This window comes from Pseudomonas sp. GW821-FHT07G10, from assembly GCF_059418545.1.
On sequence record NZ_JBWKQB010000012.1, the window covers coordinates 28,402 to 49,851 of the forward strand.

At 59.1% G+C, this 21,450-nt stretch carries 17 protein-coding genes; 11 read left to right on the plus strand and 6 right to left on the minus strand.

Going from position 1 to position 21,450, the window contains the following annotated elements; all coding sequences use genetic code 11:
• Positions 1–391 precede the first annotated feature (391 nt).
• Both AC07O1_RS15110 and arfB read left to right on the plus strand, forming a co-directional pair.
• The gene (locus tag AC07O1_RS15110; protein ID WP_495089210.1) at positions 392–1,813 is read left to right on the plus strand and encodes an amino acid permease; all 1,422 of its coding nucleotides are present in this window, start codon (positions 392–394) and stop codon (positions 1,811–1,813) included.
• Positions 1,814–1,929: 116 nt separating this feature from the next.
• A complete protein-coding gene (gene arfB, locus AC07O1_RS15115) occupies positions 1,930–2,343 on the plus strand; it encodes an alternative ribosome rescue aminoacyl-tRNA hydrolase ArfB (protein ID WP_495012232.1) in 414 nt (137 codons plus the stop codon).
• 1 nt (position 2,344) lies between these two features.
• Here arfB and AC07O1_RS15120 read toward each other — a convergent pair whose 3' ends face one another.
• From AC07O1_RS15120 to phhA, 6 genes are all read right to left on the minus strand, one after another.
• The gene (locus AC07O1_RS15120) at positions 2,345–3,550 is read right to left on the minus strand and encodes an MFS transporter (RefSeq protein ID WP_495012231.1); all 1,206 of its coding nucleotides are present in this window, start codon (positions 3,548–3,550) and stop codon (positions 2,345–2,347) included.
• Positions 3,551–3,688: 138 nt separating this feature from the next.
• Complete coding sequence (locus AC07O1_RS15125; RefSeq protein ID WP_495089211.1) at positions 3,689–3,871, minus strand: hypothetical protein; 183 nt, start codon at positions 3,869–3,871, stop codon at positions 3,689–3,691.
• 75 nt (positions 3,872–3,946) lie between these two features.
• Positions 3,947–4,078, minus strand: a complete 132-nt coding sequence (locus AC07O1_RS15130) for a hypothetical protein (protein ID WP_494994257.1) — start codon at positions 4,076–4,078, stop codon at positions 3,947–3,949.
• A 267-nt stretch (positions 4,079–4,345) separates the two neighbouring features.
• Positions 4,346–5,539, minus strand: a complete 1,194-nt coding sequence (locus AC07O1_RS15135; protein ID WP_495089212.1) for an amino acid aminotransferase — start codon at positions 5,537–5,539, stop codon at positions 4,346–4,348.
• Positions 5,539–5,895 (minus strand): 4a-hydroxytetrahydrobiopterin dehydratase, encoded by a 357-nt coding sequence (locus AC07O1_RS15140; protein ID WP_419119313.1) that lies wholly within the window; start codon positions 5,893–5,895, stop codon positions 5,539–5,541. Before AC07O1_RS15140 ends, AC07O1_RS15135 begins: the two co-directional genes overlap by 1 nt.
• A gap of 70 nt (positions 5,896–5,965) precedes the next feature.
• Positions 5,966–6,757, minus strand: coding sequence for a phenylalanine 4-monooxygenase (gene phhA, locus AC07O1_RS15145; RefSeq protein WP_495089213.1), 792 nt, complete (start codon positions 6,755–6,757; stop codon positions 5,966–5,968).
• A 415-nt stretch (positions 6,758–7,172) separates the two neighbouring features.
• Between phhA and AC07O1_RS15150 the strand changes: the two genes are divergently transcribed.
• The 9 genes from AC07O1_RS15150 (at position 7,173) to AC07O1_RS15190 (ending at position 21,160) form a co-directional block, all read left to right on the plus strand.
• Entirely contained in the window at positions 7,173–8,744 is a 1,572-nt protein-coding gene (locus tag AC07O1_RS15150) for a sigma-54-dependent transcriptional regulator (RefSeq protein ID WP_495089214.1), read from the plus strand.
• Positions 8,745–9,080: 336 nt separating this feature from the next.
• Positions 9,081–9,821, plus strand: coding sequence for a flagellar basal body rod protein FlgF (locus tag AC07O1_RS15155; RefSeq protein WP_495089215.1), 741 nt, complete (start codon positions 9,081–9,083; stop codon positions 9,819–9,821).
• 45 nt (positions 9,822–9,866) lie between these two features.
• Positions 9,867–10,652, plus strand: coding sequence for a flagellar basal-body rod protein FlgG (gene flgG / locus AC07O1_RS15160; protein WP_495089216.1), 786 nt, complete (start codon positions 9,867–9,869; stop codon positions 10,650–10,652).
• A 51-nt stretch (positions 10,653–10,703) separates the two neighbouring features.
• Positions 10,704–11,399: a flagellar basal body L-ring protein FlgH gene (gene flgH / locus AC07O1_RS15165; RefSeq protein WP_494994251.1), complete on the plus strand. Its 696-nt coding sequence runs from the start codon at positions 10,704–10,706 to the stop codon at positions 11,397–11,399.
• A gap of 15 nt (positions 11,400–11,414) precedes the next feature.
• Positions 11,415–12,524: a flagellar basal body P-ring protein FlgI gene (locus tag AC07O1_RS15170; protein WP_494994250.1), complete on the plus strand. Its 1,110-nt coding sequence runs from the start codon at positions 11,415–11,417 to the stop codon at positions 12,522–12,524.
• Positions 12,525–12,534: 10 nt separating this feature from the next.
• Positions 12,535–13,812, plus strand: coding sequence for a flagellar assembly peptidoglycan hydrolase FlgJ (gene flgJ / locus AC07O1_RS15175; protein WP_495089217.1), 1,278 nt, complete (start codon positions 12,535–12,537; stop codon positions 13,810–13,812).
• A 10-nt stretch (positions 13,813–13,822) separates the two neighbouring features.
• Positions 13,823–15,868: a flagellar hook-associated protein FlgK gene (flgK, locus tag AC07O1_RS15180; protein ID WP_495089218.1), complete on the plus strand. Its 2,046-nt coding sequence runs from the start codon at positions 13,823–13,825 to the stop codon at positions 15,866–15,868.
• A 13-nt stretch (positions 15,869–15,881) separates the two neighbouring features.
• Entirely contained in the window at positions 15,882–17,447 is a 1,566-nt protein-coding gene (locus tag AC07O1_RS15185) for a flagellar hook-associated protein 3 (protein WP_495089219.1), read from the plus strand.
• Between the two features lie 116 nt (positions 17,448–17,563).
• Positions 17,564–21,160 carry a glycosyltransferase gene (locus AC07O1_RS15190; RefSeq protein ID WP_495089220.1) on the plus strand — a complete coding sequence of 1,199 codons (3,597 nt, stop codon included), beginning with the start codon at positions 17,564–17,566 and terminating at the stop codon, positions 21,158–21,160.
• Positions 21,161–21,450: the final 290 nt, after the last annotated feature.

Consider the following 21,450-nt stretch of genomic DNA (forward strand, 5'->3'; position numbering starts at 1 on the left):
CTGACGCTGCGTGATCCGCGCTGACCAAGCGGTGTCTGGCAGCAGGAGGTTACGGGTGTACAATGCGCGGCGTTTTAACTGTGACTCAACTGCGTATCCGCGCATTTTGCGCCTGTCGGCTGTCATGACTCGCTGCGAGCTTTTGCTCCCGGCAACCCGCTCGATTGCCCAAGGCCAATAAACTCAAGGCTATCCGCCTTGTTCACTCCGCCGCGTCACAAGCGTGGTGGGTTCGATCTCGTCACAGATAAAAACAAACAGGTGACGCATGACCCGTGAAAAAACGCTGAACTTCTGGTGCCTGCGCTGGGGTTTGATCTGTGCTGCTTAAACCCGTATCCAAGCAGCAACGTAAAACGAACATCATCAAACCTTGCGTGAGACCCTTTTAATGAGTGGACAAAACTCGCATTCAGGTACGCTTCAGCGCGGCCTGAAAAATCGCCATATTCAACTTATCGCCCTCGGTGGCGCGATCGGTACCGGGTTGTTCCTGGGCTCCGCCGGCGTTCTGAAGTCGGCCGGTCCGTCGATGATCCTCGGCTACGCGATCTGCGGCTTCATTGCCTTCATGATCATGCGCCAACTGGGCGAAATGATCGTAGAAGAGCCGGTGGCCGGTTCGTTCAGCCACTTTGCCCACAAATACTGGGGCGGATTTGCCGGCTTCCTGTCGGGCTGGAACTGCTGGATCCTCTACATCCTGGTGGGCATGTCGGAGCTGACTGCGGTCGGCAAATACGTGCACTACTGGTGGCCGGATGTCCCGACCTGGGCTTCGGCAGCCCTGTTTTTCGTGATGATCAACGCGATCAACCTGGCCAACGTCAAAGTCTTTGGCGAGGCCGAGTTCTGGTTCGCGATCATCAAGGTCGTGGCCATCGTCGGCATGATCGCCCTGGGTAGCTACCTGCTGGTGAGCGGCAACGGCGGTCCACAGGCTTCGGTCAGCAACCTGTGGGAACACGGCGGTTTCTTCCCCAATGGCGTCAGTGGTTTGGTGATGGCCATGGCGATCATCATGTTCTCCTTCGGGGGCCTGGAAATGCTCGGTTTCACTGCAGCCGAGGCTGACCAGCCGAAGACCGTGATCCCTAAAGCCATCAACCAGGTGATCTACCGGATCCTGATTTTCTACATCGGCGCACTGGTGGTGCTGCTGTCGCTGACCCCGTGGGACAGCCTGCTGGTGAGTTTGAACGCTTCCGGCGATGCCTACAGCGGCAGCCCGTTCGTTCAAGTGTTCTCGATGCTCGGCAGCAACACCGCGGCGCATATCCTGAACTTCGTGGTCTTGACCGCCGCGTTGTCGGTGTACAACAGCGGTACTTACTGCAACAGCCGTATGCTGCTGGGTATGGCCGAGCAGGGTGATGCACCGAAGGCGCTGGCGAAGATCGACAAGCGCGGCGTACCGGTGCGTTCGATTCTGGCGTCGGCGGCGGTGACCTTCGTCGCTGTGGTGCTGAACTACCTGATCCCGCAACATGCACTGGAATTGCTGATGTCGCTGGTGGTTGCGACGCTGGTAATCAACTGGGCGATGATCAGCTTCTCGCACTTCAAGTTCCGTCAGCACATGAACCGTACCAGGCAGACCCCGCTGTACAAGGCGCTCTGGTACCCGTACGGCAACTATATTTGCCTGGCGTTCGTGGTGTTTATTCTTTGCGTCATGCTGATGATTCCGGGCATCCAGATATCGGTCTATGCGATTCCGGTGTGGGTGGCATTCATGTGGATTTGCTACGGCATCAAGAACAAGCGCAGTGCTCAACATGCGTTGAGCGTGGCCGGTTCTGCGATGAAGTAAGCGCAACCTGCTAACAACAAACCCGGCCTGTGCCGGGTTTGTTGTTTCTGGGCTTTTTGTTTATTGAAACGTGTAGACCCGCGTATCCTGAAGGCCCTGAAACCGGATCGTTTTCCATGCTGGTGATTTCCAACAATGTGCATCTGCCAGATGCCGAGATCGAGTTGACCGCAATTCGCGCCCAAGGCGCGGGTGGGCAGAACGTCAACAAAGTCTCCAGCGCGGTGCATTTGCGCTTTGATATACCGGCTTCGTCCTTGCCACCGTTCTACAAGGAGCGGCTGTTGGCGCTGCGCGACAGCCGGATCACCAGCGAAGGGGTGATCATCATCAAGGCGCAGCAATATCGGACCCAGGAACAGAATCGCGCTGATGCGCTGGAGCGCCTGACCGAGCTGATCCTCAGCGCCACCAAAGTCGAAAAGAAGAGGCGTGCAACCAAGCCGACCCTGGGTTCGAAGAAGCGTCGGCTGGAATCCAAGACCAAGCGTGGTTCGATCAAGGCCGGACGCGGCAAGGTCGATTTCTAGTTCAGGCAGTAGTGGCCGCGCGCTCTTCACGGTATTTCGGCGCTCGCCGGTACAGGTAGATGCTCAGTATCAAACCGGCCATGGCGGCCAATGCGGCGAACAGGAAGATCGAGGCAAAACCAAAGCCTGCCGCAATCGCCCCGGCCAAGGGGCCAGTGATGCCCAGCGACAGGTCGATAAACAGCGAATAGGCCCCGACCGCCGCACCACGGCTGGAGGCCGGTACCAGATTCACCGCTTCCACACCCAGGGCCGGGAATACCAGCGAAAACCCGAAGCCGCTCAGCGCTGCGCCAGCCAGCGCCCAGTGGGCGTCCGGGGCCAGCCACAGGAGCAAGAGCCCGAGGATTTCTACCGACAGGCAGGCAATTGCCACACGAAAGCCGCCGAGGCGGTTGATCAGGTTGCCGAACAGCAGTCGCGCACCGATGAAGCAGGTACCGAACAGGCTCAGGCAGAGTACGGCGTTGGACCAGTGCTGAGTGGCGTAGTACAGCGTAATGAACGTGGCGATGGTGCCGAAACCGATTGAGCCAAGGGCCAGGCCGCAACCGTGGGGCAGCACTCGCCCCAATACATGCAGGAACGGCAAGCGCTCTCCGGCCACGATCGGCGCGGCGATTTTTGGCCAGGCCAACAGCAGGCCCAGTGCAGCCAGCAACAAAATGCTGACGCCCATGCTCCATAGTCCCAGTTGATTGACCAGCAATACCCCCAGCGGAGCACCAATGGCCAGCGCGCCGTAACTGGCGATGCCGTTCCAGGAAATAACCTTGGCGGTGTTCTGCGCGCCGACCCGGCCAATACCCCAGCCAATCGAGCCGGAACCCACCAGGCTTTCGGCGCTGCCCAGCACCAGTCGGCCGATCAACAGGCTGATCAGGCTCAGGGCCGGCATGCTCTGCAGCCAGGCCGAGAGCAGCATGAACACACCACTCAAACCGCAACCGGCCAGGCCGTACATCACTGCACGTTTGCTACCGAGGTTGTCGATGATTCGGCCGGCATAAGGACGGCTGAGCAGGGTGGCGAGGTATTGCACGCTGATCACCAGGCCCGCGATCACCGCGCCGAAGCCCAGATCGCTGTGCACGTAACCTGGCAGCACGGCCAGGGGAATACCGATATTCAGATAGCCAATGAAGGTGAAAAGTACGATGGAGACGACTTGCAGCGTGACTGCCATGGGGCGTTGGGTATCTGGCATGGGTAAAGGTCCACTGGCGCAGCAGGATAGATAGGCTGCTTATGATACCGATGGTTGCGCCGATGCAGGGGGGCTAAAACGAAAAACTATCTCGCCGACGATGAGGTTTCGGCAGCGGTTTGATCGGGATGAGAAGAATCAGGATTTGGCGGGTGCCAGCATTTGCGTGGCGACCAGAGCGGCGAGCGCATTTTCCTGGGTGCCGAAGCGTTGCAGCAGGGTGGTTTGTTTTTCTGGAGTGAGGCGATTCCAGACCTCGATCATTTTTTCAGCGGTGTCGATCAGGACGCCGGCTTGGGTTTCGCTGAAATTGTCGGTCATGGTTCGGGTCTCTGGCGTTCAGGCTGTGTGGAAAGCGCATGAATCAGCGCTTTCCACACGGTCTGGGTATCGCGTTCAGTCTTTGCTGTCGGCCTTGCGGCGTTCAGCTGCTTCTTTTGGCTCGGGCTGATGGGCGCCGGCTTGCCGCGGGGTTGTCTGCTCAGTTTCGTGCAGGCTTGGGAAGGGGAGATTAGGGATCTCGTGCATCGTAGTCGCTCCTCGCAAGGTCTGTTTTTAAATCGCTGGTAGATCCACGCTTTTAAAAAGCCTGCGCAGCATACAGCACTGGAAAAGACAAAAAGGCTTTTATATCCAGTTGTTACGACGGATGGGGTTGTCTAGACAGGTGAAGGGGTGAGCCAGCAGGGAAGGAGATGCAATCTGCAAAACACCACAGCTCTAGTGTGGGAAGGGCCGGGCGACGCTTCCCACATTAGATTTTCGTAGCCGCGAGCCCGTGCTTTGCCAAAATTATTACGCGCAAACCTCAGCAATCGCTTCAGCCAGCAAATCCAGGCGCGTCGCATCGATACCGGCGACGTTGGCGCGCCCGGAACTGACCATGTACACGCTGTGGTTTTCCCGCAGGCGCTGCACCTGTGTCGGAGTCAGGCCGGTGTAGGAAAACATCCCGCGCTGTACGCCAATGTGTGCGAAGCGCTCGCCAAGACCATGAGGGCCAAGGGCTTCCACCAGGCCTGAACGCAGTTGTGCAATACGCAGGCGCATGGCCTCGACCTCATCGGCCCAGAGGCTTTTCAGCTCTGGATCGCCAAGGATGGTCGCGACAACCGCGGCGCCATGATCCGGCGGTGTCGACCACAGGTTGCGGGCGATAAAGGCCAGTTGGCTACGGATATCCAGCAACTTGTCGGCATTGGCCGCGCAGACGATCAGTGCGCCGGTGCGTTCACGGTACAGACCGAAGTTTTTCGAACAGGAGCTGGTGATCAGTAACTCAGGCAGTGCTTCTGCGAACAGGCGTACCGCCCAGGCGTCCTGCTCCAGACCGTCGCCGAAGCCCTGGTAGGCGAAGTCGATCAGTGGTAACAGTTCGCGACTGCGCACAACCTCCAGCACCCGACGCCAGTCATCGTGGGACAGATCGAAACCGGTGGGGTTATGGCAGCAGGCATGCAGCAGCACAACGTCGCCCTTGGGCGCCAGTTTCAGAGTCGCCAACATGGCTTCGACGTCGAGGCGGTTGTCGCTGCCGACATACGGATAGTGACTGACCTTGAGGCCAGCCGCCGCGTAGATGGTTTCGTGGATCGGCCAGGTCGGGTTGCTCAGCCAGATGCCACGGCCCGGCAGGCAGCGGGCGATGAAATCGGCGCTCAGACGCAATGCGCCGGTGCCGCCAGGTGTTTGGGTCGCGCCAGCACGCTGGTGGGCGAGCAAGGCCGAGTCCGCGCCCAGCACCAACTCATTGATGACCTTGCCGAACGCCGCGTCGCCGTGACCACCGATGTAGGTCTTGGTGGTTTGCCGGTCGACCAACCGTTGCTCGGCCAGCTTCACTGACTGAAGAATCGGCGTCAGGCCCTGGGCGTCTTTGTAGACGCCAACGCCCAGGTCGAATTTGTGCGGGTTGGTATCCGAAGCGTAGGCCTCCATCAGGCCGAGAATCGGGTCGCCGGGCACTCGACCGATGGCATCGAAATGCATTATTTGCGGCCCTCGGCGTCTTTGGCCACTTCGTCAGTGCGCGCGGCCATGATGAAGTCGTTGCGGTGCAGGCCCTTGATCGAGTGGCTCCACCAGGTCACGGTGACTTTGCCCCACTCGGTGAGCAGGCCTGGGTGGTGGCCTTCGGCCTCGGAGATTTCGCCGACAGCGTTGGTGAAGGCCAGGGCAAATTTGAAATTTTTGAACAGGAAGACTTTTTCCAGCTGCATGACGCTGTCGCGTACTTCAATGTTCCAGTCAGGAATCTGCTTGATCAATACCGGCAGTTCTTCGTCGCTGACTTGAGGAGCGTCGGCACGGCAGGCTTCGCAATGGGCTTGGTTCAGAGTGGACATGGTGTATTCCTGAATTCGGTTCTTATTGGAAACTACTATTTTTTTGAGAGCGTCGCGAGTGCTGCCGTTCTCAAGCCGCCTTGGGCTTAGGCGGAAATTTTGGTGCGTGCAAGCCCAGCTGCATGCCGCGCTGGACCATTCCCATGATGTCTTCATGAGCCAGGTCGAACAGGCGCTTCAAGTCGGGCAAGACAAAGTACAGCGGTTGCAGGATGTCGATGCGATATGGCGTGCGCATCGCTTCCAGTGGGTCAAAGGCCTGATGTTCAGGCTCTGCGGACAAGCTGTAAACCGTTTCTTTGGGTGAGGAAAGAATGCCGCCGCCGTAGATGCGTTTACCTTGCGGTGTGTCGACCAGGCCGAACTCGATGGTCATCCAGTATAGCCGCGCCAGGTAAACCCGCTCTTCCTTGGAGGCTTGCAGGCCAAGCTTGCCGTAGGTGTGGGTAAATTCAGCGAACCAGGGGTTGGTCAGCAACGGACAGTGGCCAAAGATCTCGTGGAAAATGTCCGGCTCTTGCAGGTAATCCAGCTCTTCGCGGGTGCGAATAAAGGTCGCCACAGGAAACTGTTTGTTGGCCAGCAATTCGAAAAAAGTCTGGAAGGGAATCAGCGCCGGAACCCGGGCGACTTGCCAGCCGGTGGTGGCGCCCAGTACCTGATTGATTTCGCCGAGCTGCGGAATGCGATCGTGAGGCAAGCCGAGTTTTTCAATGCCGTCCAGGTATTCCTGGCACGCACGACCCTGGACCACTTTCAGTTGGCGAGTGATCAGCGTGTTCCACACCGCATGTTCTTCGGCGGTGTAGTCGATAAAACCTTGCGCATCGGGCTCGCGAGCCACGTATTGCGTCTGCTTCATGCTGCTCTCCTGCGAGGGGATTCGTTCTTGTTATGTCCAGCTATGTCCATAGAGATAGCTCAGAGAAGAACAAGTTGCAGCACCTTGGTCGCAGCGTAAGCGGGAATTTCCCCTGCTATTTGTAAAGTTTTCGTTACGTAACGACCTCGATCCCACACTCATTGAGATTTGTCGGTTTGAAAAGGCCTGTAACTGTCACATAATCTTGACGACTAACTGAGCCTGGCTGCAAAAAAAGTGGCAGGCCTTGTCTTAATACCTGTAGGAGCGAGCTTGCTCGCGATGGACTCAAGGGCGGCGCGTTTATTCAGTAAACACGCGTTATCGTTAACGTCCATCGCGAGCAATCGAGCGTCGACCGGCTGCTCCTACAAGGTGCAGCGTCGATCTCCCAATAATAATCCTGGACCTTTATATGCGTATCAAAGTCCACTGCCAGAATCGCATTGGCATTCTGCGCGACATCCTCAATCTGCTGGTGGAGTACGGGATCAACGTCGCCCGCGGGGAAGTCGGCGGTGAGCACGGCAATGCGATCTACCTGCATTGTCCGAATCTGATCAACATCCAGTTCCAGGCGTTGCGTCCGAAATTCGAGGCGATTGCCGGGGTGTTCGGCGTCAAGCGGGTAGGGTTGATGCCCAGCGAACGTCGGCATATGGAGCTCAATGCGTTGTTGGGGGCGCTGGAGTTTCCGGTGCTGTCTATCGATATGGGCGGTTCCATCGTTGCGGCAAACCGCGCGGCTGCGCAGTTGCTCGGTGTGCGGGTGGATGAAGTGCCGGGGATTCCGCTGTCGCGCTATGCCGAAGATTTCGATTTGCCTGAACTGGTTCGTGCCAACAAGTCGCGGATCAATGGCCTGAGGGTCAAGGTCAAGGGCGATGTGTTTTTGGCCGATATCGCGCCGCTGCAATCCGAGCACGATGACAGCGAGGCCATGGCCGGCGCCGTGCTCACGCTGCACCGGGCCGATCGGGTCGGTGAGCGTATCTACAATGTGCGCAAACAGGAGCTGCGTGGCTTCGACAGCATTTTTCAGAGTTCTAAAGTCATGGCTGCGGTGGTCCGCGAAGCGCGCCGCATGGCGCCGCTGGACGCGCCCTTGCTGATTGAAGGCGAGACTGGCACCGGCAAGGAATTGTTGGCTCGGGCTTGCCATCTGGCCAGCCCGCGTGGGCAGTCACCGCTGATGGCACTTAATTGCGCCGGGTTGCCGGAGTCGATGGCCGAGACCGAGCTGTTCGGTTATGGCCCGGGTGCTTTCGAAGGTGCACGGGCCGAAGGCAAGCTCGGTCTATTGGAGTTGACGGCCGGCGGCACGCTGTTTCTTGATGGGGTGGGGGAGATGAGCCCGCGCCTGCAGGTCAAGCTGCTGCGTTTTCTGCAGGACGGCTGCTTCCGCCGGGTCGGCAGTGATGAAGAGGTCTATCTGGATGTGCGGGTGATTTGCGCGACTCAGGTCGATCTGTCCGAGTTGTGTGCCCGTGGTGAGTTCCGCCAGGATCTTTACCATCGGCTCAATGTGCTGTCCCTGCATATTCCGCCGCTGCGGGAATGTCTCGACGGTCTGCCACCGCTGGTGGAGCACTTTCTCGATCAGGCCAGCCGGCAGATCGGTTGCTCATTGCCGAAACTGGCACCGGCGGCGATGGATCGGCTCAGTCATTACCACTGGCCGGGCAACGTTCGGCAATTGGAGAACGTGTTGTTTCAGGCGGTTTCGCTGTGTGATGGCGGGACGGTCAAAGCTGAGCATATCCGCTTGCCGGACTACGGCGTACGCCAGCCACTCGGCGATTTTTCGCTGGAAGGAGGGCTGGATGCGATTGTCGGGCGCTTCGAAAAAGCAGTGCTGGAGCGGCTGTATTCGGAGCACCCAAGCAGTCGGCAACTGGGCAAGCGACTTGGGGTTTCCCATACCACCATCGCCAACAAATTGCGCGAGTACGGGGTGGGAAAGAACGATCAAGAGTCGAGCGCATAACCTTTAAAAGTTCGTTCCCACGCTCCTGCGTGGGAATGCCTCATTGGACGCTCTGCGTCCGCTTTAGCTGTGACGCGGAGCGTCGCGGGCTGCGTTCCCGCGCAGAACGTGGGAACGATCAGATCAAAAGATCGCCGCCTGCGGCAGCTGATACGCCGCAAGCGGCATAACGGCGCCGGTTTTTCGTCTTTGACACAATTCATGAATCCCCTCTGATTCCATCAAGTCCTTTGTTTGCCTGCCCTCAAGCCACCAAAAGAAAGTTGGTGCACTTATTGCTTATGGCTCAGCAGTACAGCGGTGGGCGGCAAACGTCCGGCAGACAGAGGAAAGACTGTGGACAAGTACCTTTACGTGGCAATGACCGGCGCCAGCCAGAATGCACTGGCGCAAAAGGCGCATGCCAACAATCTGGCGAACATCTCCACCAACGGTTTTCAGCGTGACCTGGAGCAGGCGCGTTCGATACCGGTGTTTGGCGACAGCTTTCCGGCGCGGGCGTTTGCTTTGTCCGAGCGTCCGGCAACCGATTTTACTGCCGGGGCCATGGTGGAAACCGGTCGCGACCTCGATGTGGCGGTGAGCGGTGATGGCTGGATCGCCGTGCAGACGCCTGATGGCAGCGAAGGTTATGTGCGCACCGCAAGCATGAATGTGGACGCCCTGGGCGTACTGCGGGCCGGCAACGGTATGCCGGTGTTGGGCAATGGTGGGCCGATTGCCGTGCCGCCAGAGCAGAAAATCGAAGTCGGTCAGGACGGCACCATCAGTATCCGTGCGATGGGCGAAGGCCCGCGGGTAATGGCTGAAGTCGACCGCATCAAGCTGGTCAAGCCGGACCTCAAAAACATGACCAAGGGGCTGGATGGTTCGATCCATACCAAGGACGGCAAGCCAGTGGTGGCCGATGCCAGTGTGCAAATGGTGTCCGGATTCCTTGAGTCGAGCAACGTCAATGCCGTCGAAGAGATGACCTCGGTGCTGGCTCTGTCCAAGCAGTTTGAGCTGCACATCAAGATGATGAACACCGCCAAAGACGACGACCAGGCCATGGCTCGGGTCTTGCAGATCAGCTAATTATCAGAACGTAGCGCCGTAAAACAGGCGCGCGAGGAGAATCGAATGCTTCCGGCTCTATGGGTTGCCAAAACAGGTCTGTCCGCCCAGGACACCAACCTCACGACTATTTCCAACAACCTGGCGAACGTCTCGACCACGGGCTTCAAGCGTGACCGTGCCGAGTTCCAGGACTTGCTGTACCAGATCAAGCGTCAGCCAGGTGCCCAGTCGACCCAGGACAGTTCGTTGCCATCGGGCCTGCAAGTGGGTACCGGTGTGCGCATTGTCGGCACCCAGAAGAACTTCACTGCCGGTAGCCTGCAAACCACCGAGCAGCCTCTGGATCTGGCCGTCAACGGCCGCGGTTTCTTCCAGATCCTGCAACCGGATGGCACGACCGCCTATACCCGTGACGGTACCTTCCACCTGGACTCCAATGGCCAGATCGTGACGGCCAACGGCTTCGCTCTGGAGCCGGCGATCGTCGTTCCAAACAATGCGCAAACCTTCACCGTAGGCCAGGACGGTACCGTTTCGATTACGACCGCCGGTAGCGCTGCGTCGCAAGTGATCGGCAACTTGCAAACCGCCGACTTCATCAACCCGGCCGGTCTGCAAGCGGCTGGTAGCAACATGTTCCACGAAACCGCTGCCAGCGGCGCGCCGCAAATCGGCACACCAGGCCTGAACGGTTTCGGGACCACGCTGCAGAACACCCTGGAAACCTCCAACGTCAGCACCGTTGAGGAGATGGTCAACATGATCACCACTCAGCGTGCTTACGAGATGAACTCCAAGGTGATCTCCACTGCCGACCAGATGCTCACGTACGTAACGCAGAATCTGTAATCAAGTCTATGAGGCGGCCTGAGGTCGCCTGCAATACCGCGAGGTAAGGTCATGAATCGGTTTGTTTCTGTACTGGCACTGAGTGGGATCGCTGTGCTCGCGGGCTGTGTCGGCCCGACGCCGAAGCCCAATGACCCTTACTACGCGCCGGTGTTGCCGCGTACGCCGTTGCCTGCTGCGGCAAACAATGGCTCGATCTATCAGGCCGGTTTCGAGCAGAACCTGTACGGTGACCGCAAGGCGTTCCGGGTCGGTGACATCATCACCATCACCCTGAACGAGAAAACCCAGGCCAGTAAAAATGCCAACTCGCAACTGGCCAAGACCAGCAAGACCAGCATCGGCCTGACCTCGCTGTTCGGTAGTACGCCCAACACCAATAACCCGTTTGGCAGTGGTGATTTGAGTCTGGACGCCAGCTACAACGGTGACCGCGCGACCAAGGGTGACAGCAAGGCCGGGCAGGGCAACAGCCTGACCGGTTCGATCACCGTGACCGTCGCTGAAGTCTTGCCCAACGGCATCATCGCCGTGCGCGGCGAGAAGTGGATGACCCTCAATACCGGCGATGAGCTGGTGCGGATTGCCGGTCTGGTACGAGCTGACGATATCGCCACCGACAACACCGTGTCTTCGACCCGGATCGCCGATGCGCGTATCACGTATTCGGGTACCGGTTCGTTTGCCGATACGAGTCAGCCAGGCTGGTTCGACCGTTTCTTCCTCAGCCCGCTGTTCCCTTTCTAGGTGATGACCCGCCCCATGTTGAATTTCAAGCACCTGATGGCGGCCATGGTTTTGCTGTCGATCTCCCTGGATGCTCATGCCGAGCGGCTGAAGGACATCGCGAGTATTTCGGGCGTACGTTCCAACCAGTTGATCGGCTATGGCCTGGTTGTCGGGCTTAACGGCACGGGTGACCAGACCACGCAAACCCCGTTCACCCTGCAGACCTTCAACAACATGCTGTCGCAGTTCGGTATCAAGGTGCCGGCAGGCTCGGGCAACGTGCAGTTGAAGAACGTCGCAGCGGTATCGATCAGTGCAGATTTGCCGGCGTTTGCCAAGCCGGGACAGCAGGTGGATATCACCGTGTCCTCCATCGGTAACTCCAAGAGCCTGCGTGGCGGTACCTTGCTGCTGACACCGCTCAAGGGTATCGACGGCAACGTCTACGCCATCGCTCAAGGTAATCTGGTGGTCGGTGGTTTTGATGCTGAAGGTCGCGATGGTTCGAAGATCACCGTCAACGTTCCGTCGGCCGGCCGGATTCCCGGTGGTGCCTCCGTCGAGCGTGCGGTGCCGAGCGGTTTCAATCAGGGCAACAGCCTGACCCTTAACCTCAACCGTTCAGACTTCACCACCGCCAAGCGCGTTGTCGACAAGATCAACGACATGCTGGGCCCTGGGGTCGCTCAAGCCATCGATGGCGGTTCGATTCGGGTGACGGCGCCACTGGATCCGAGTCAGCGCGTCGACTACCTGTCGATCCTGGAAAACCTCGAAGTCGATCCGGGGCAGGCGGTGGCCAAGGTCATCATCAATTCGCGCACCGGCACCATTGTGATCGGCCAGAACGTCAAGGTGTCACCGGCCGCCGTGACCCATGGCAGCCTGACCGTGACCATTACCGAAGACCCGATCGTCAGCCAGCCGGGCCCTCTGTCCAACGGACAGACGGCGGTCGTGCCGCGCTCGCGGGTCAGTGCCCAGCAAGAAGCCAAGCCGATGTTCAAGTTTGGTCCGGGTACCACGCTCGACGAAATCGTCCGGGCGGTGAATCAGGTTGGCGCTGCGCCGGGTGACTTGATGGCAATCCTGGAAGCCTTGAAACAGGCCGGCGCCTTGCAAGCCGACCTGATCGTGATCTGAGATGGCGGCCATGGATATTCGCAAGAGCGGTCTGGTCACCACTGGCGACTCGGGGGCTTACTCCGACCTCAACCGGCTTAACCAGCTCAAGGTTGGCGACAAGAACAGTGACGGCAACATGCGCAAAGTCGCGCAGGAGTTCGAATCGCTGTTCCTCGGCGAAATGCTTAAATCCATGCGCTCGGCCACCGAGGCGCTGGGCAAGGACAATCCGCTCAACACGCCAGCGGCCAAGCAATACCAGGAAATGTACGACCAGCAGCTGGCGGTTTCCTTGTCTCGTCAGGGTGGTGGTATCGGTCTGGCTGACGTGCTGATGCGGCAAATGTCGAAAGCCCACCCGGCCACTGCTGCCACAGAGTCAGCGTTGCCGGGCGCCACGCCAGAGGCCAAGGTGTCGACGCCTACCGCCATTGCTGCGGGCACCAGCGCGGTGGATGGCCCATTGACTCGTCTCAATGGTCAGCGTCCGCTGTGGGCATCGCGCGCTGTGGACCCGCACAAGTCCGCCAATGGCGCCGCGCATAACGACATGGCGTTGCTCAATCAGCGACGTTTGTCGTTGCCGAGCAAAATGACCGATCGCTTGCTGGCGGGGATTGTTCCTTCGGTCGCGAATGCCACGGATACCACCGGTAAAACCGCTGTGCCAAGCCGCACCACCGCCGCCATGGATGCGGTGATCAAGGGTGACCGGTTGACCGCGCAAAGTGCCGTTGCGCCCCGTGGGCGAATGCAGATTTACGGTCGTGCTGTGGCTCAGCCGCCCTTGGCGCCGGCCAGGCAGTCGTTCAGTTCCCCTGACGAATTCGTCGCGACCATGATGCCGTTGGCGCAGCAGGCGGCTGACCGGATCGGCGTCGATCCGCGCTATCTGGTCGCCCAGGCTGCGCTGGAAACCGGCTGGGGTAAATCGGTGATGCGTCAGCAGGACGGCACCAGCAGCCACAACCTGTTCGGGATCAAGGCCAGCAGCAGTTGGCAGGGCGCTCAGGCCCGTGCGATTACCAGCGAATTCAGAAATGGCGAGATGGTCAAGGAGACGGCTGAGTTCCGCTCCTATGACTCTTATCAGGACAGCTTCCATGACTTGGTGACCATGTTGCAAAGCAACAATCGCTATCAAGATGTGCTGAAGTCGGCCGATAACCCAGAACAGTTTGTACGCGAATTGCAAAAAGCCGGGTATGCAACAGATCCGGATTACGCAAGCAAGATTTCGCAGATAGCGAAACAGATGAAGAGCTACCAGAACTACGCTGCGGCGGGCGCTTCCACGAATTTATAAGGTTTGAATCATGAGTTTGCTCAATATCGGCTTGTCGGGTCTGGCTTCGAGCCAATCGTCTCTGGCGACGACCGGCAACAACATTGCCAACGTTGATACCGCCGGTTATTCGCGCCAGCAAACCGTGCAGAGCAGCAAGGCCTCGAATCAGTACGGCAGCGTTTTCATCGGCACTGGCACGACCCTGGCGGATGTGCGCCGGGTCTATAGCGCCTACCTGGATGCCCAGTTGCGCACTTCGACCTCGCTCAGCAGCGATTCGTCGTCCTACCTGGCGCAGGTCACGCCGACCGACACGCTGCTGTCCGACAGCAACACCGGCGTCACCGGTGCGCTGCAGAAGTTTTTCACTTCCCTGCAAAGTGTGTCGAGCACGCCGACCGATGATGCGTCCCGTCAGTCGGTGCTGACCAATGCCCAGGCCTTGAGTGATCGCTTCAACTCGATTTCCAAACAGTTGACCGACCAGAACACCGGCATCAACACCAACCTGTCGGACCTGTCGTCCCAGGTGAACAAACTGGCAACCACGATCGCTCAGTACAACCAGCAGATCTCTCAAGTGTCGGGCGGCACCAGTGCGCCGAACGACCTGCTCGACAAGCGTAACGAGTCGGTCCGTCAGTTGTCCGCGCTGGTCGGTACCCAGGTGGTGGAGCGCGGCACGAATTACGACGTCTACATCGGCAGTGGCCAGCCGCTGGTGATGGGCAATACCACCAACACCCTGGAAACCGTGCCGGGCAAGACCGATCCGAGTCGTTCGACGCTCCAGTTGAATCGCGGTTCGAGCACCATCGATATCACGTCGGTGGTGACCGGCGGCCAGATCGGTGGCTTGCTGCGTTATCGCAACGAAGTGCTCGACCCGGCGATGAACGAGTTGGGGCGGGTCGCGTTGGTTGTCGCCGATCAGATGAACAGTCAGCAGGCCCAGGGCATCGACAAGAATGGCGACTTTGGTTCGGCGATCTTCGGCGATATCAACAGCGCGGCGCTGATCAGTCAGCGCAGCATTGCCCAGACGGGCAACAGCGCAGGTTCCGGAAACCTGAATGTCACCATCAAAGACACCAGCAAACTGACCGCCAACGATTATCAGGTGACCTTCAGCACTGCCACGGACTACAGCGTCAAACGCTCCGATGGCACCAACATGGGTACCTTCAGCACCACCACTACACCGCCTCCGGTCATCGACGGCTTCAACATGACACTCAGTGGCGGCGTCATGAGTGCTGGCGATACCTTCAAGGTAACGCCGACCCGCAGTGGCGCCACTGATATCCAGACCGTGCTCACCGATCCGAAGAAAATCGCTGCAGCGGCACCTCTGACCGGAGTCACCAGCGCCAACAACAAGGGTACCTACAGCCAGCCAACACTGACCAGCACCCTGGATATTTACGATCCCGCGGCCAGTACCGATCTGCAAACCGGGCTCACGTATTCGACGCCGGTCAAACTGGTGTTCAATGCCGCGAGCGCCGGTAGCCAGGGCTATACGCTCTACGATGCCAAGGGCGCCAGCATGGGCACGGGCACTATCGTTCCCGGTCAAAGCAATACCCTGAACCTGCAAGTGAACATGATCGATGGTAGCGGCAATCCGATCATGGACAACACGGTCGTGCCGGCAGTGCAGAAGACCTTCACGGTTCAAACGACGGTCGCAGGCTCACCCGCCACCGGTGAAAGCTTCAGTATTTCGTTGACTGGCGCAAGCTCCTCGGACAACCGCAACAGTACGGCGCTCGTTGGCTTGCAGAGCAAACAGACGGTCGACACCGGTTCGGCGAGCAAAGGCATCAGCCTCTCGGATGCCTACGGCAGACTGGTTTCCAACGTCGGCGCCCAAGCCGCCCAGGGCAAGTCTGACAATGACGCCACCACGGCGATTCTGACCCAGGCCAAGAGTGCCCGCGACTCCCTGTCCGGCGTCGATCTGGACGAAGAAACCGGCAATCTGGTCAAGTACCAGCAGTACTACACGGCCTCTTCGCAGATCATCAAGGCTGCGCAGGAAACCTTCAGCACGCTGATCAACAGTCTTTAAGGAGTCGTAATTCATGCGCATTTCTACCGCCCAGTATTACGAAACGACCGCCGCTAACTACCAGCGCACCTACGCGAACATGATCAAGAGCAGTGCCGAAGCCAGCAGCATGACCAAGCTCAACACGGCCGCCGATGATCCGATAGGTGCCGCTCGATTGCTGCAGCTCGGGCAGCAGAGTTCGATGCTGGATCAGTACGCCGGCAACATCAGTAGCCTCAAGGGCGCGTACAGCCAGTCGGAAACAGCCCTGAGTTCCATTGGCAATGCCTTGCAGCGGGCCAAGGAGTTGGCGCTCGGCGCCAATAACGGTACCCAGACCGATGCGGACCGCCAGGCCGCTGCCCAGGAGTTGGGGCAAATCCAGAGTCAGGTGTTGGGCCTGATGAACAGTCAGGATGCCAACGGCAACTATCTGTTCGGCGGTTCGAAAACCAGTACGCCGCCGTACACGGCAAACTCCGACGGCACCTACAGTTACAATGGCGACCAGTCCAAGTTGAACCTGGCCATCGGCGATTCCATGTCGGTCGCCAGCAACACCACGGGTTGGGATGCTTTCCAGCAGACGATCAACACCAGTCGCACCCAGAGCAGCATGACGGCACCGGCGGTGGATGACGGTCGGGTGACGCTGTCCAACGGTCAGGTCAGCAACACCGGGACTTACGATTCCAAATTTGCCGCTGGTCAGCCCTACACCGTGAACTTTCTCAGCAGTACGCAGCTGCAGATCACCGATAGCCTTGGCAATGATGTTACCGCCGAAGCCAGCCAGAACGGTGTGATCAGCAATAGCAACGGCGCCAACCAGACTGTCAGTTTCCGTGGTGTCGACCTGAGCTTGAACATCAATCTGAAGTCCGGGGATGTCCCGGATGCGGTGATTGCCGGCCATACGTTCCAGTTGTCGACCCAGGCGGACACCATCAACGCATCGCGTAGCCCGGGCAACCCTTCCACTGCGGTGATCACTGGCGCTGTCCAGAGCAACTCGGCGGCCTATAACAGCACCTTCCCGGCGGGCGGGGCGATCCTCAAGTTCACCAGCGCCACCGCTTATGATCTTTATGCTTCGCCGATCACGGCAGGCAGCAAACCGGTTTCCTCGGGCACCATGGCGGGCGCCACGGCGACGGCGGCCGGGGTCACATTCACCCTCGGCGGTACTCCGGCGGCCGGTGATCAATTCGTGGTCCAGACCAATAACCACCAGACCCAGAACGTTCTGGACACCCTGGGGCAGTTGCGTACCGCGTTGAATACGCCGGCCGATAACAACCCGGTCGCACTGCAAAAAATGCAAGCAGCGGTGGCTTCGGGCATTGGTAACCTGGACAGTGCACAGGCGCAGGTGGGTTCGCAAATCACTTCCGTGGGCGTACGCGGCCAGGTCCTGGATGATCAAACGACAACGAATGAGAGCCTGGTGCTTGCCAACAAAGCCAGCCAGTCGGCGATTCGCGACTCCGACACGGCCGAGGTCATGACTCGCCTGACCCTGCAGCAAACCATGTTGCAGGCAGCGCAACTGGCGTTCAGCAAAGTCAGTCAGCTGGGCCTGTTCAACAAGATCTAAGGGGGGGCTGGCGAGTAAGCGCCCGATCGTAACAACCGCCGAATACCGACCGCCTTTTTTCAGCGGTTTCAGGGGCTCACCCGACCGGGTGAGCCCCGCCGCTTGAGAGCCCTGCCGTGAATCCAGTCCCCCTAGTCAGCCTTGTCATTCCCGCCTTCAATCCACGCTTTTTCGGCAGGGCCCTGCGCAGCGCCTTGATCCAGCACTACGCGAACCTGGAGATCATTGTGTGCGATGACAGTCGCAACGATGAAATCAAGCAGGTTGTCGAGTCGTTGACCGCAGAGGCGGCAGGGCGCGTGCGCTATGTACGAAACCCGCAAACGCTGGGTTTTGTCGGCAATCTGCAGGCGTGTCTGGAGCAGGCGCAAGGCGAGTTCATCAAGTTTCTCTGTGATGACGATCAACTGTCCCCAGCCTGTATCGAGCGCCAGGCGCAAGTGCTGATCGAGCAGGCGGATATCAATCTGGTGCTCGCTCAGCGGGTGTTCTGGGACGCTGACGATCACCCCTTGCCGTCGCGCCTGGAGAACAGCACGCTCTCGCCTGTATGCGGGATGTTCAAGGGCGATGACCTGCTGGCGATTTTCGAGAGCTTTCCGGTCAACTTCCTCGGTGGGTTCAGCAGTGCACTGTTTCGCCGTGAGGATGTGCTGGAGTTGTTGCCGGCTTTGACTCAGCCCGGCCATTGCTTTGTCGCATCGCTCGATCTTGCCTTGTACATTTGCCTGCTGCGACGGGGCAATCTGGCGCAGCTGAACTATGTCCTGAGTGTCGAGCGCCAGTATCCGGAACGGCTGATCCGTCAGCAGCCGATGAAAGATGCGGCCGACACGGAAAAGCAATGGCTGGTGCAAATGCTCAAGGTTCGTGGTGGCGAGGGAGCACCTGCGGCTGGCTGGGTTCGTTATCTGCCGTTGGCCCGGGCCGATGAGGCGCCGAGGGTCTGGGACGAGTTGCCCTTGAGTCGAACCCTGGGCGCGCGGCAGGCCAACCAGGAATATCGGGTTGGCATCGCCAGCGAAAGTTTTTCCCAGCTTTACGCGCAGTGGCTGGCCTGTCGCACGCTCAGTGATACTCAGCGGCGTCTATTGCCGGAAACGTTGGCCGGTTGGTCGCGGCAGCCGAAAATTGTTCCGATCATCATCGATGAGCAAGCCAGCCGCGCCGGTCTGGATATCACCCTTCAGAGCCTTGCCGGGCAGCTCTATGCGCCGGAACTGATACTGGTGTTGTCCAGTGCCTGTACCGAAGCGCAGCTCGATGAGCGGGTCTTCACCTTGCCCTTGCAGGAAGATTTGTGCCAGCAGCTCAATGAGTTGCTGGCACAACTGGACGGGGTTGACTGGTTCTATGTCGTGCGTGCCGCAGATCGTCTGCTGGAGCCAGCGTTGCTGCTGCTGGCCGAGCGTATCTGCGCCTCGCCAAGCGCTCTGTGCATCTACGGCGATGAGGGTGGTTTGCGTGACGGTGAATCGGCGGACCCCGTCTTCAAGCCGGACTTCAATCTGGACCTCATGCGCAGTTACCCCTATGTAGGACGGTCTCTGGCATTTGAGCGCGAGCGCTTCCTGGCGCTGGGCGGTTTCAACTCGTGCTATGGCGAGCTGGCACCGCACGATGTGCTTTGGCGCATGGTCGAGGATGACGGCATTCAGGCCGTCGAACATATCGCCGAGGTATTGCTGGAATCGACGCTTGGCCTGTCTCAGTGGCTCGCGTTGCCCGAGGTGATCGAGCTCAACCCGCAGGTGCTGGAGGCGCATCTTCAGCGTATGGGGGTTGCCCATGAGATTCGCCAAGGCAGTTTTACTCTGCTCAATCGCGTCGATTACCGGCACGCGGAACGGCCGCTGGTGTCGATCATCATTGTCTGCAAGGACCAGTTGGCGGTGCTGCAACGCTGTGTCGAGAGCCTGCTGGAGAAAACCGCCTACAGCGAATACGAGCTGTTACTGATCGACAACGGCAGTGAAACCCCGCAGGCGCTTGACTGGCTGGCCGGTATGGCGCAGTTGGGCAGTGACAGGTTGCGGGTGCTGGAGTATCCGCAGCAGGGTAATGTCGCGGCGATTCGCAACTTCGCGGCGCAGCAGGCACAGGGCGAATACTTGTTGATGCTCGACCCTTATGTGGTGGTCACCCGTGCGGACTGGCTGGATGAGCTGCTCAACCATGGGCAGCGCCCGGAAGTCGGTGTGGTAGGGGCCAAGCTGTTCAACCCGGACGGTCGTATTCTGCATGCTGGGCTCATTCTCGGGCTGCAAGGGCCGGCCGGTTCGCCATTTTTCGGCGATTCGCTGGACGCGGTCGGCTACATGCACCGGTTGCAGGTGGTCCAGGACTTGAGTGCGGTCGGTGCCGATTGCCTGATGGTGCGCAAACAGGTCTTTGACAGTGTGGGCGGTCTTCAAGAGCAGGACTTCGCCTCGACCCTCAGCGAGGTGGATCTGTGTCTGCGTGTCCGCCAAAGCGGCTATCTGGTGGTATGGACGCCGTATGCCCAGTTGGCTCTCGGAACCCAACCTGCAGTAGCGCCGGACGTTGCCCAGCAGGCGCTTCGAGGCAAGGAACAGGAACGGTTCTACCAGCGCTGGCTGCCCGTCGTTGCCCGCGATCCGGCTTACAACCCTAACCTGATGTTGAATACGCTGGGGGGCTCCAGTTTCAGTCTGGAGCCAGGCTTGCGCACAGGATGGAACCCGTTTTCCATTCGCCAGGTACCGAAGGTGATGGGCTTGCCGGTCAACTCCTCGGCCGTCGGGCATTATCGGGTGATACAGCCACTGGTTGAGCTGGAGGCGGCGGGCCGGGCGGGCGGGCGTATCTACCATGACCTGCCTACGATCATCGAGATCGAGCGCGAATCGCCCGATGTTATCGTTTTGCAGGGGCGCTACAGCGAAGGGCCGATCAATGAGATCGCCAATTTGAAACCCTACACCAACGCCCGACTGATTTTCGAGCTGGATGACTATGTCATCCAGGCCCCGAAAAAAAACGCGCACATTCGCAATATGCCGGACAACGTCGAGATGGAGCGTCTGGTCCGGCGCGCCATCGGTCTGTGTGATCGGGTGGTGGTATCGACCCAGCCTCTGGCCGATGCGTTGTCGTCCATGCACCATGACATTCGGGTCGTACCGAACATGCTGGCGACCGAGCTATGGGGCGATCTGCGCAGTCAGCGCCGCACCTCGAGAAAACCACGGGTAGGTTGGGGCGGTGGCACCAGTCACTCGGGAGATCTGGCAATCATTGCCGACGTCGTCCGCGAATTGGCCAGCGAAGTGGATTGGGTTTTCTTCGGCATGTGCCCGGAGGAGTTGCGCCCTTACATGCACGAATTCCACGGCGTCATCGACCTCAGTGTCTACCCGGCGAAACTGGCCAGTCTGAATCTGGACCTGGCCCTGGCGCCGCTGGAGTTTCATATCTTCAACGACTGCAAGAGCAATCTGCGCTTGCTGGAGTATGGCGCCTGTGGCTACCCGGTGGTGTGTACCGACACCGCAGCCTATCGAGGTTATCTGCCGTGTACACGAGTCATCACCAACAGTACTGATGAATGGCTGCAGGCCATTCGCATGCACCTGGCCGACCCGGATGCCAGCTACCGCATGGGTGATGAGCTGCGCGAAGCGGTGCTGCGCGATTACATGCTGCGCGCAGATAATTTACGGTATTGGGAAAATGGCTGGCTGGCCGATTAAAGTTGCCCGCCATCAAAAGATCGCAGGCTCCTGCGATCTTTTGATTCTGACCGCTCGATCACCCCCGCCTCACACACCGTCGCAAAGCCCCTTGAAAAGATTGCAGTCTGCGCCGGCGCCGGTGGCGGTTCGAGCTGGCGCGTTTCCTGCAAGTCCCCCATATATCGCCATAAATCGTGCATTTCCGGCGCTGCCTGAAAGGCATCGAGCGGTGTTGAGCGTTTTATCCAGAAGGCCTGCAAAAGCTTGATACAGCTTGGCTGAGCCCTGTGACGAACAAGAGGGGACAA

Bases quoted from the DNA above. Each gene is read 5' to 3' on its own strand.
- arfB (WP_495012232.1), top strand. From the start codon at position 1,930: ATGCTGGTGATTTCCAACAATGTGCATCTGCCAGATGCCGAGATCGAG.
- AC07O1_RS15135 (WP_495089212.1), bottom strand. From the start codon at position 5,539: ATGCATTTCGATGCCATCGGTCGAGTGCCCGGCGACCCGATTCTCGGC.
- AC07O1_RS15185 (WP_495089219.1), top strand. From the start codon at position 15,882: ATGCGCATTTCTACCGCCCAGTATTACGAAACGACCGCCGCTAACTAC.
- phhA (WP_495089213.1), bottom strand. From the start codon at position 6,757: ATGAAGCAGACGCAATACGTGGCTCGCGAGCCCGATGCGCAAGGTTTT.
- flgJ (WP_495089217.1), top strand. From the start codon at position 12,535: ATGGATATTCGCAAGAGCGGTCTGGTCACCACTGGCGACTCGGGGGCT.
- AC07O1_RS15125 (WP_495089211.1), bottom strand. From the start codon at position 3,871: ATGACCGACAATTTCAGCGAAACCCAAGCCGGCGTCCTGATCGACACC.
- AC07O1_RS15140 (WP_419119313.1), bottom strand. From the start codon at position 5,895: ATGTCCACTCTGAACCAAGCCCATTGCGAAGCCTGCCGTGCCGACGCT.
- AC07O1_RS15170 (WP_494994250.1), top strand. From the start codon at position 11,415: ATGTTGAATTTCAAGCACCTGATGGCGGCCATGGTTTTGCTGTCGATC.
- AC07O1_RS15110 (WP_495089210.1), top strand. From the start codon at position 392: ATGAGTGGACAAAACTCGCATTCAGGTACGCTTCAGCGCGGCCTGAAA.
- AC07O1_RS15120 (WP_495012231.1), bottom strand. From the start codon at position 3,550: ATGCCAGATACCCAACGCCCCATGGCAGTCACGCTGCAAGTCGTCTCC.
- flgG (WP_495089216.1), top strand. From the start codon at position 9,867: ATGCTTCCGGCTCTATGGGTTGCCAAAACAGGTCTGTCCGCCCAGGAC.
- AC07O1_RS15130 (WP_494994257.1), bottom strand. From the start codon at position 4,078: ATGCACGAGATCCCTAATCTCCCCTTCCCAAGCCTGCACGAAACTGAG.
- AC07O1_RS15150 (WP_495089214.1), top strand. From the start codon at position 7,173: ATGCGTATCAAAGTCCACTGCCAGAATCGCATTGGCATTCTGCGCGAC.
- flgH (WP_494994251.1), top strand. From the start codon at position 10,704: ATGAATCGGTTTGTTTCTGTACTGGCACTGAGTGGGATCGCTGTGCTC.
- flgK (WP_495089218.1), top strand. From the start codon at position 13,823: ATGAGTTTGCTCAATATCGGCTTGTCGGGTCTGGCTTCGAGCCAATCG.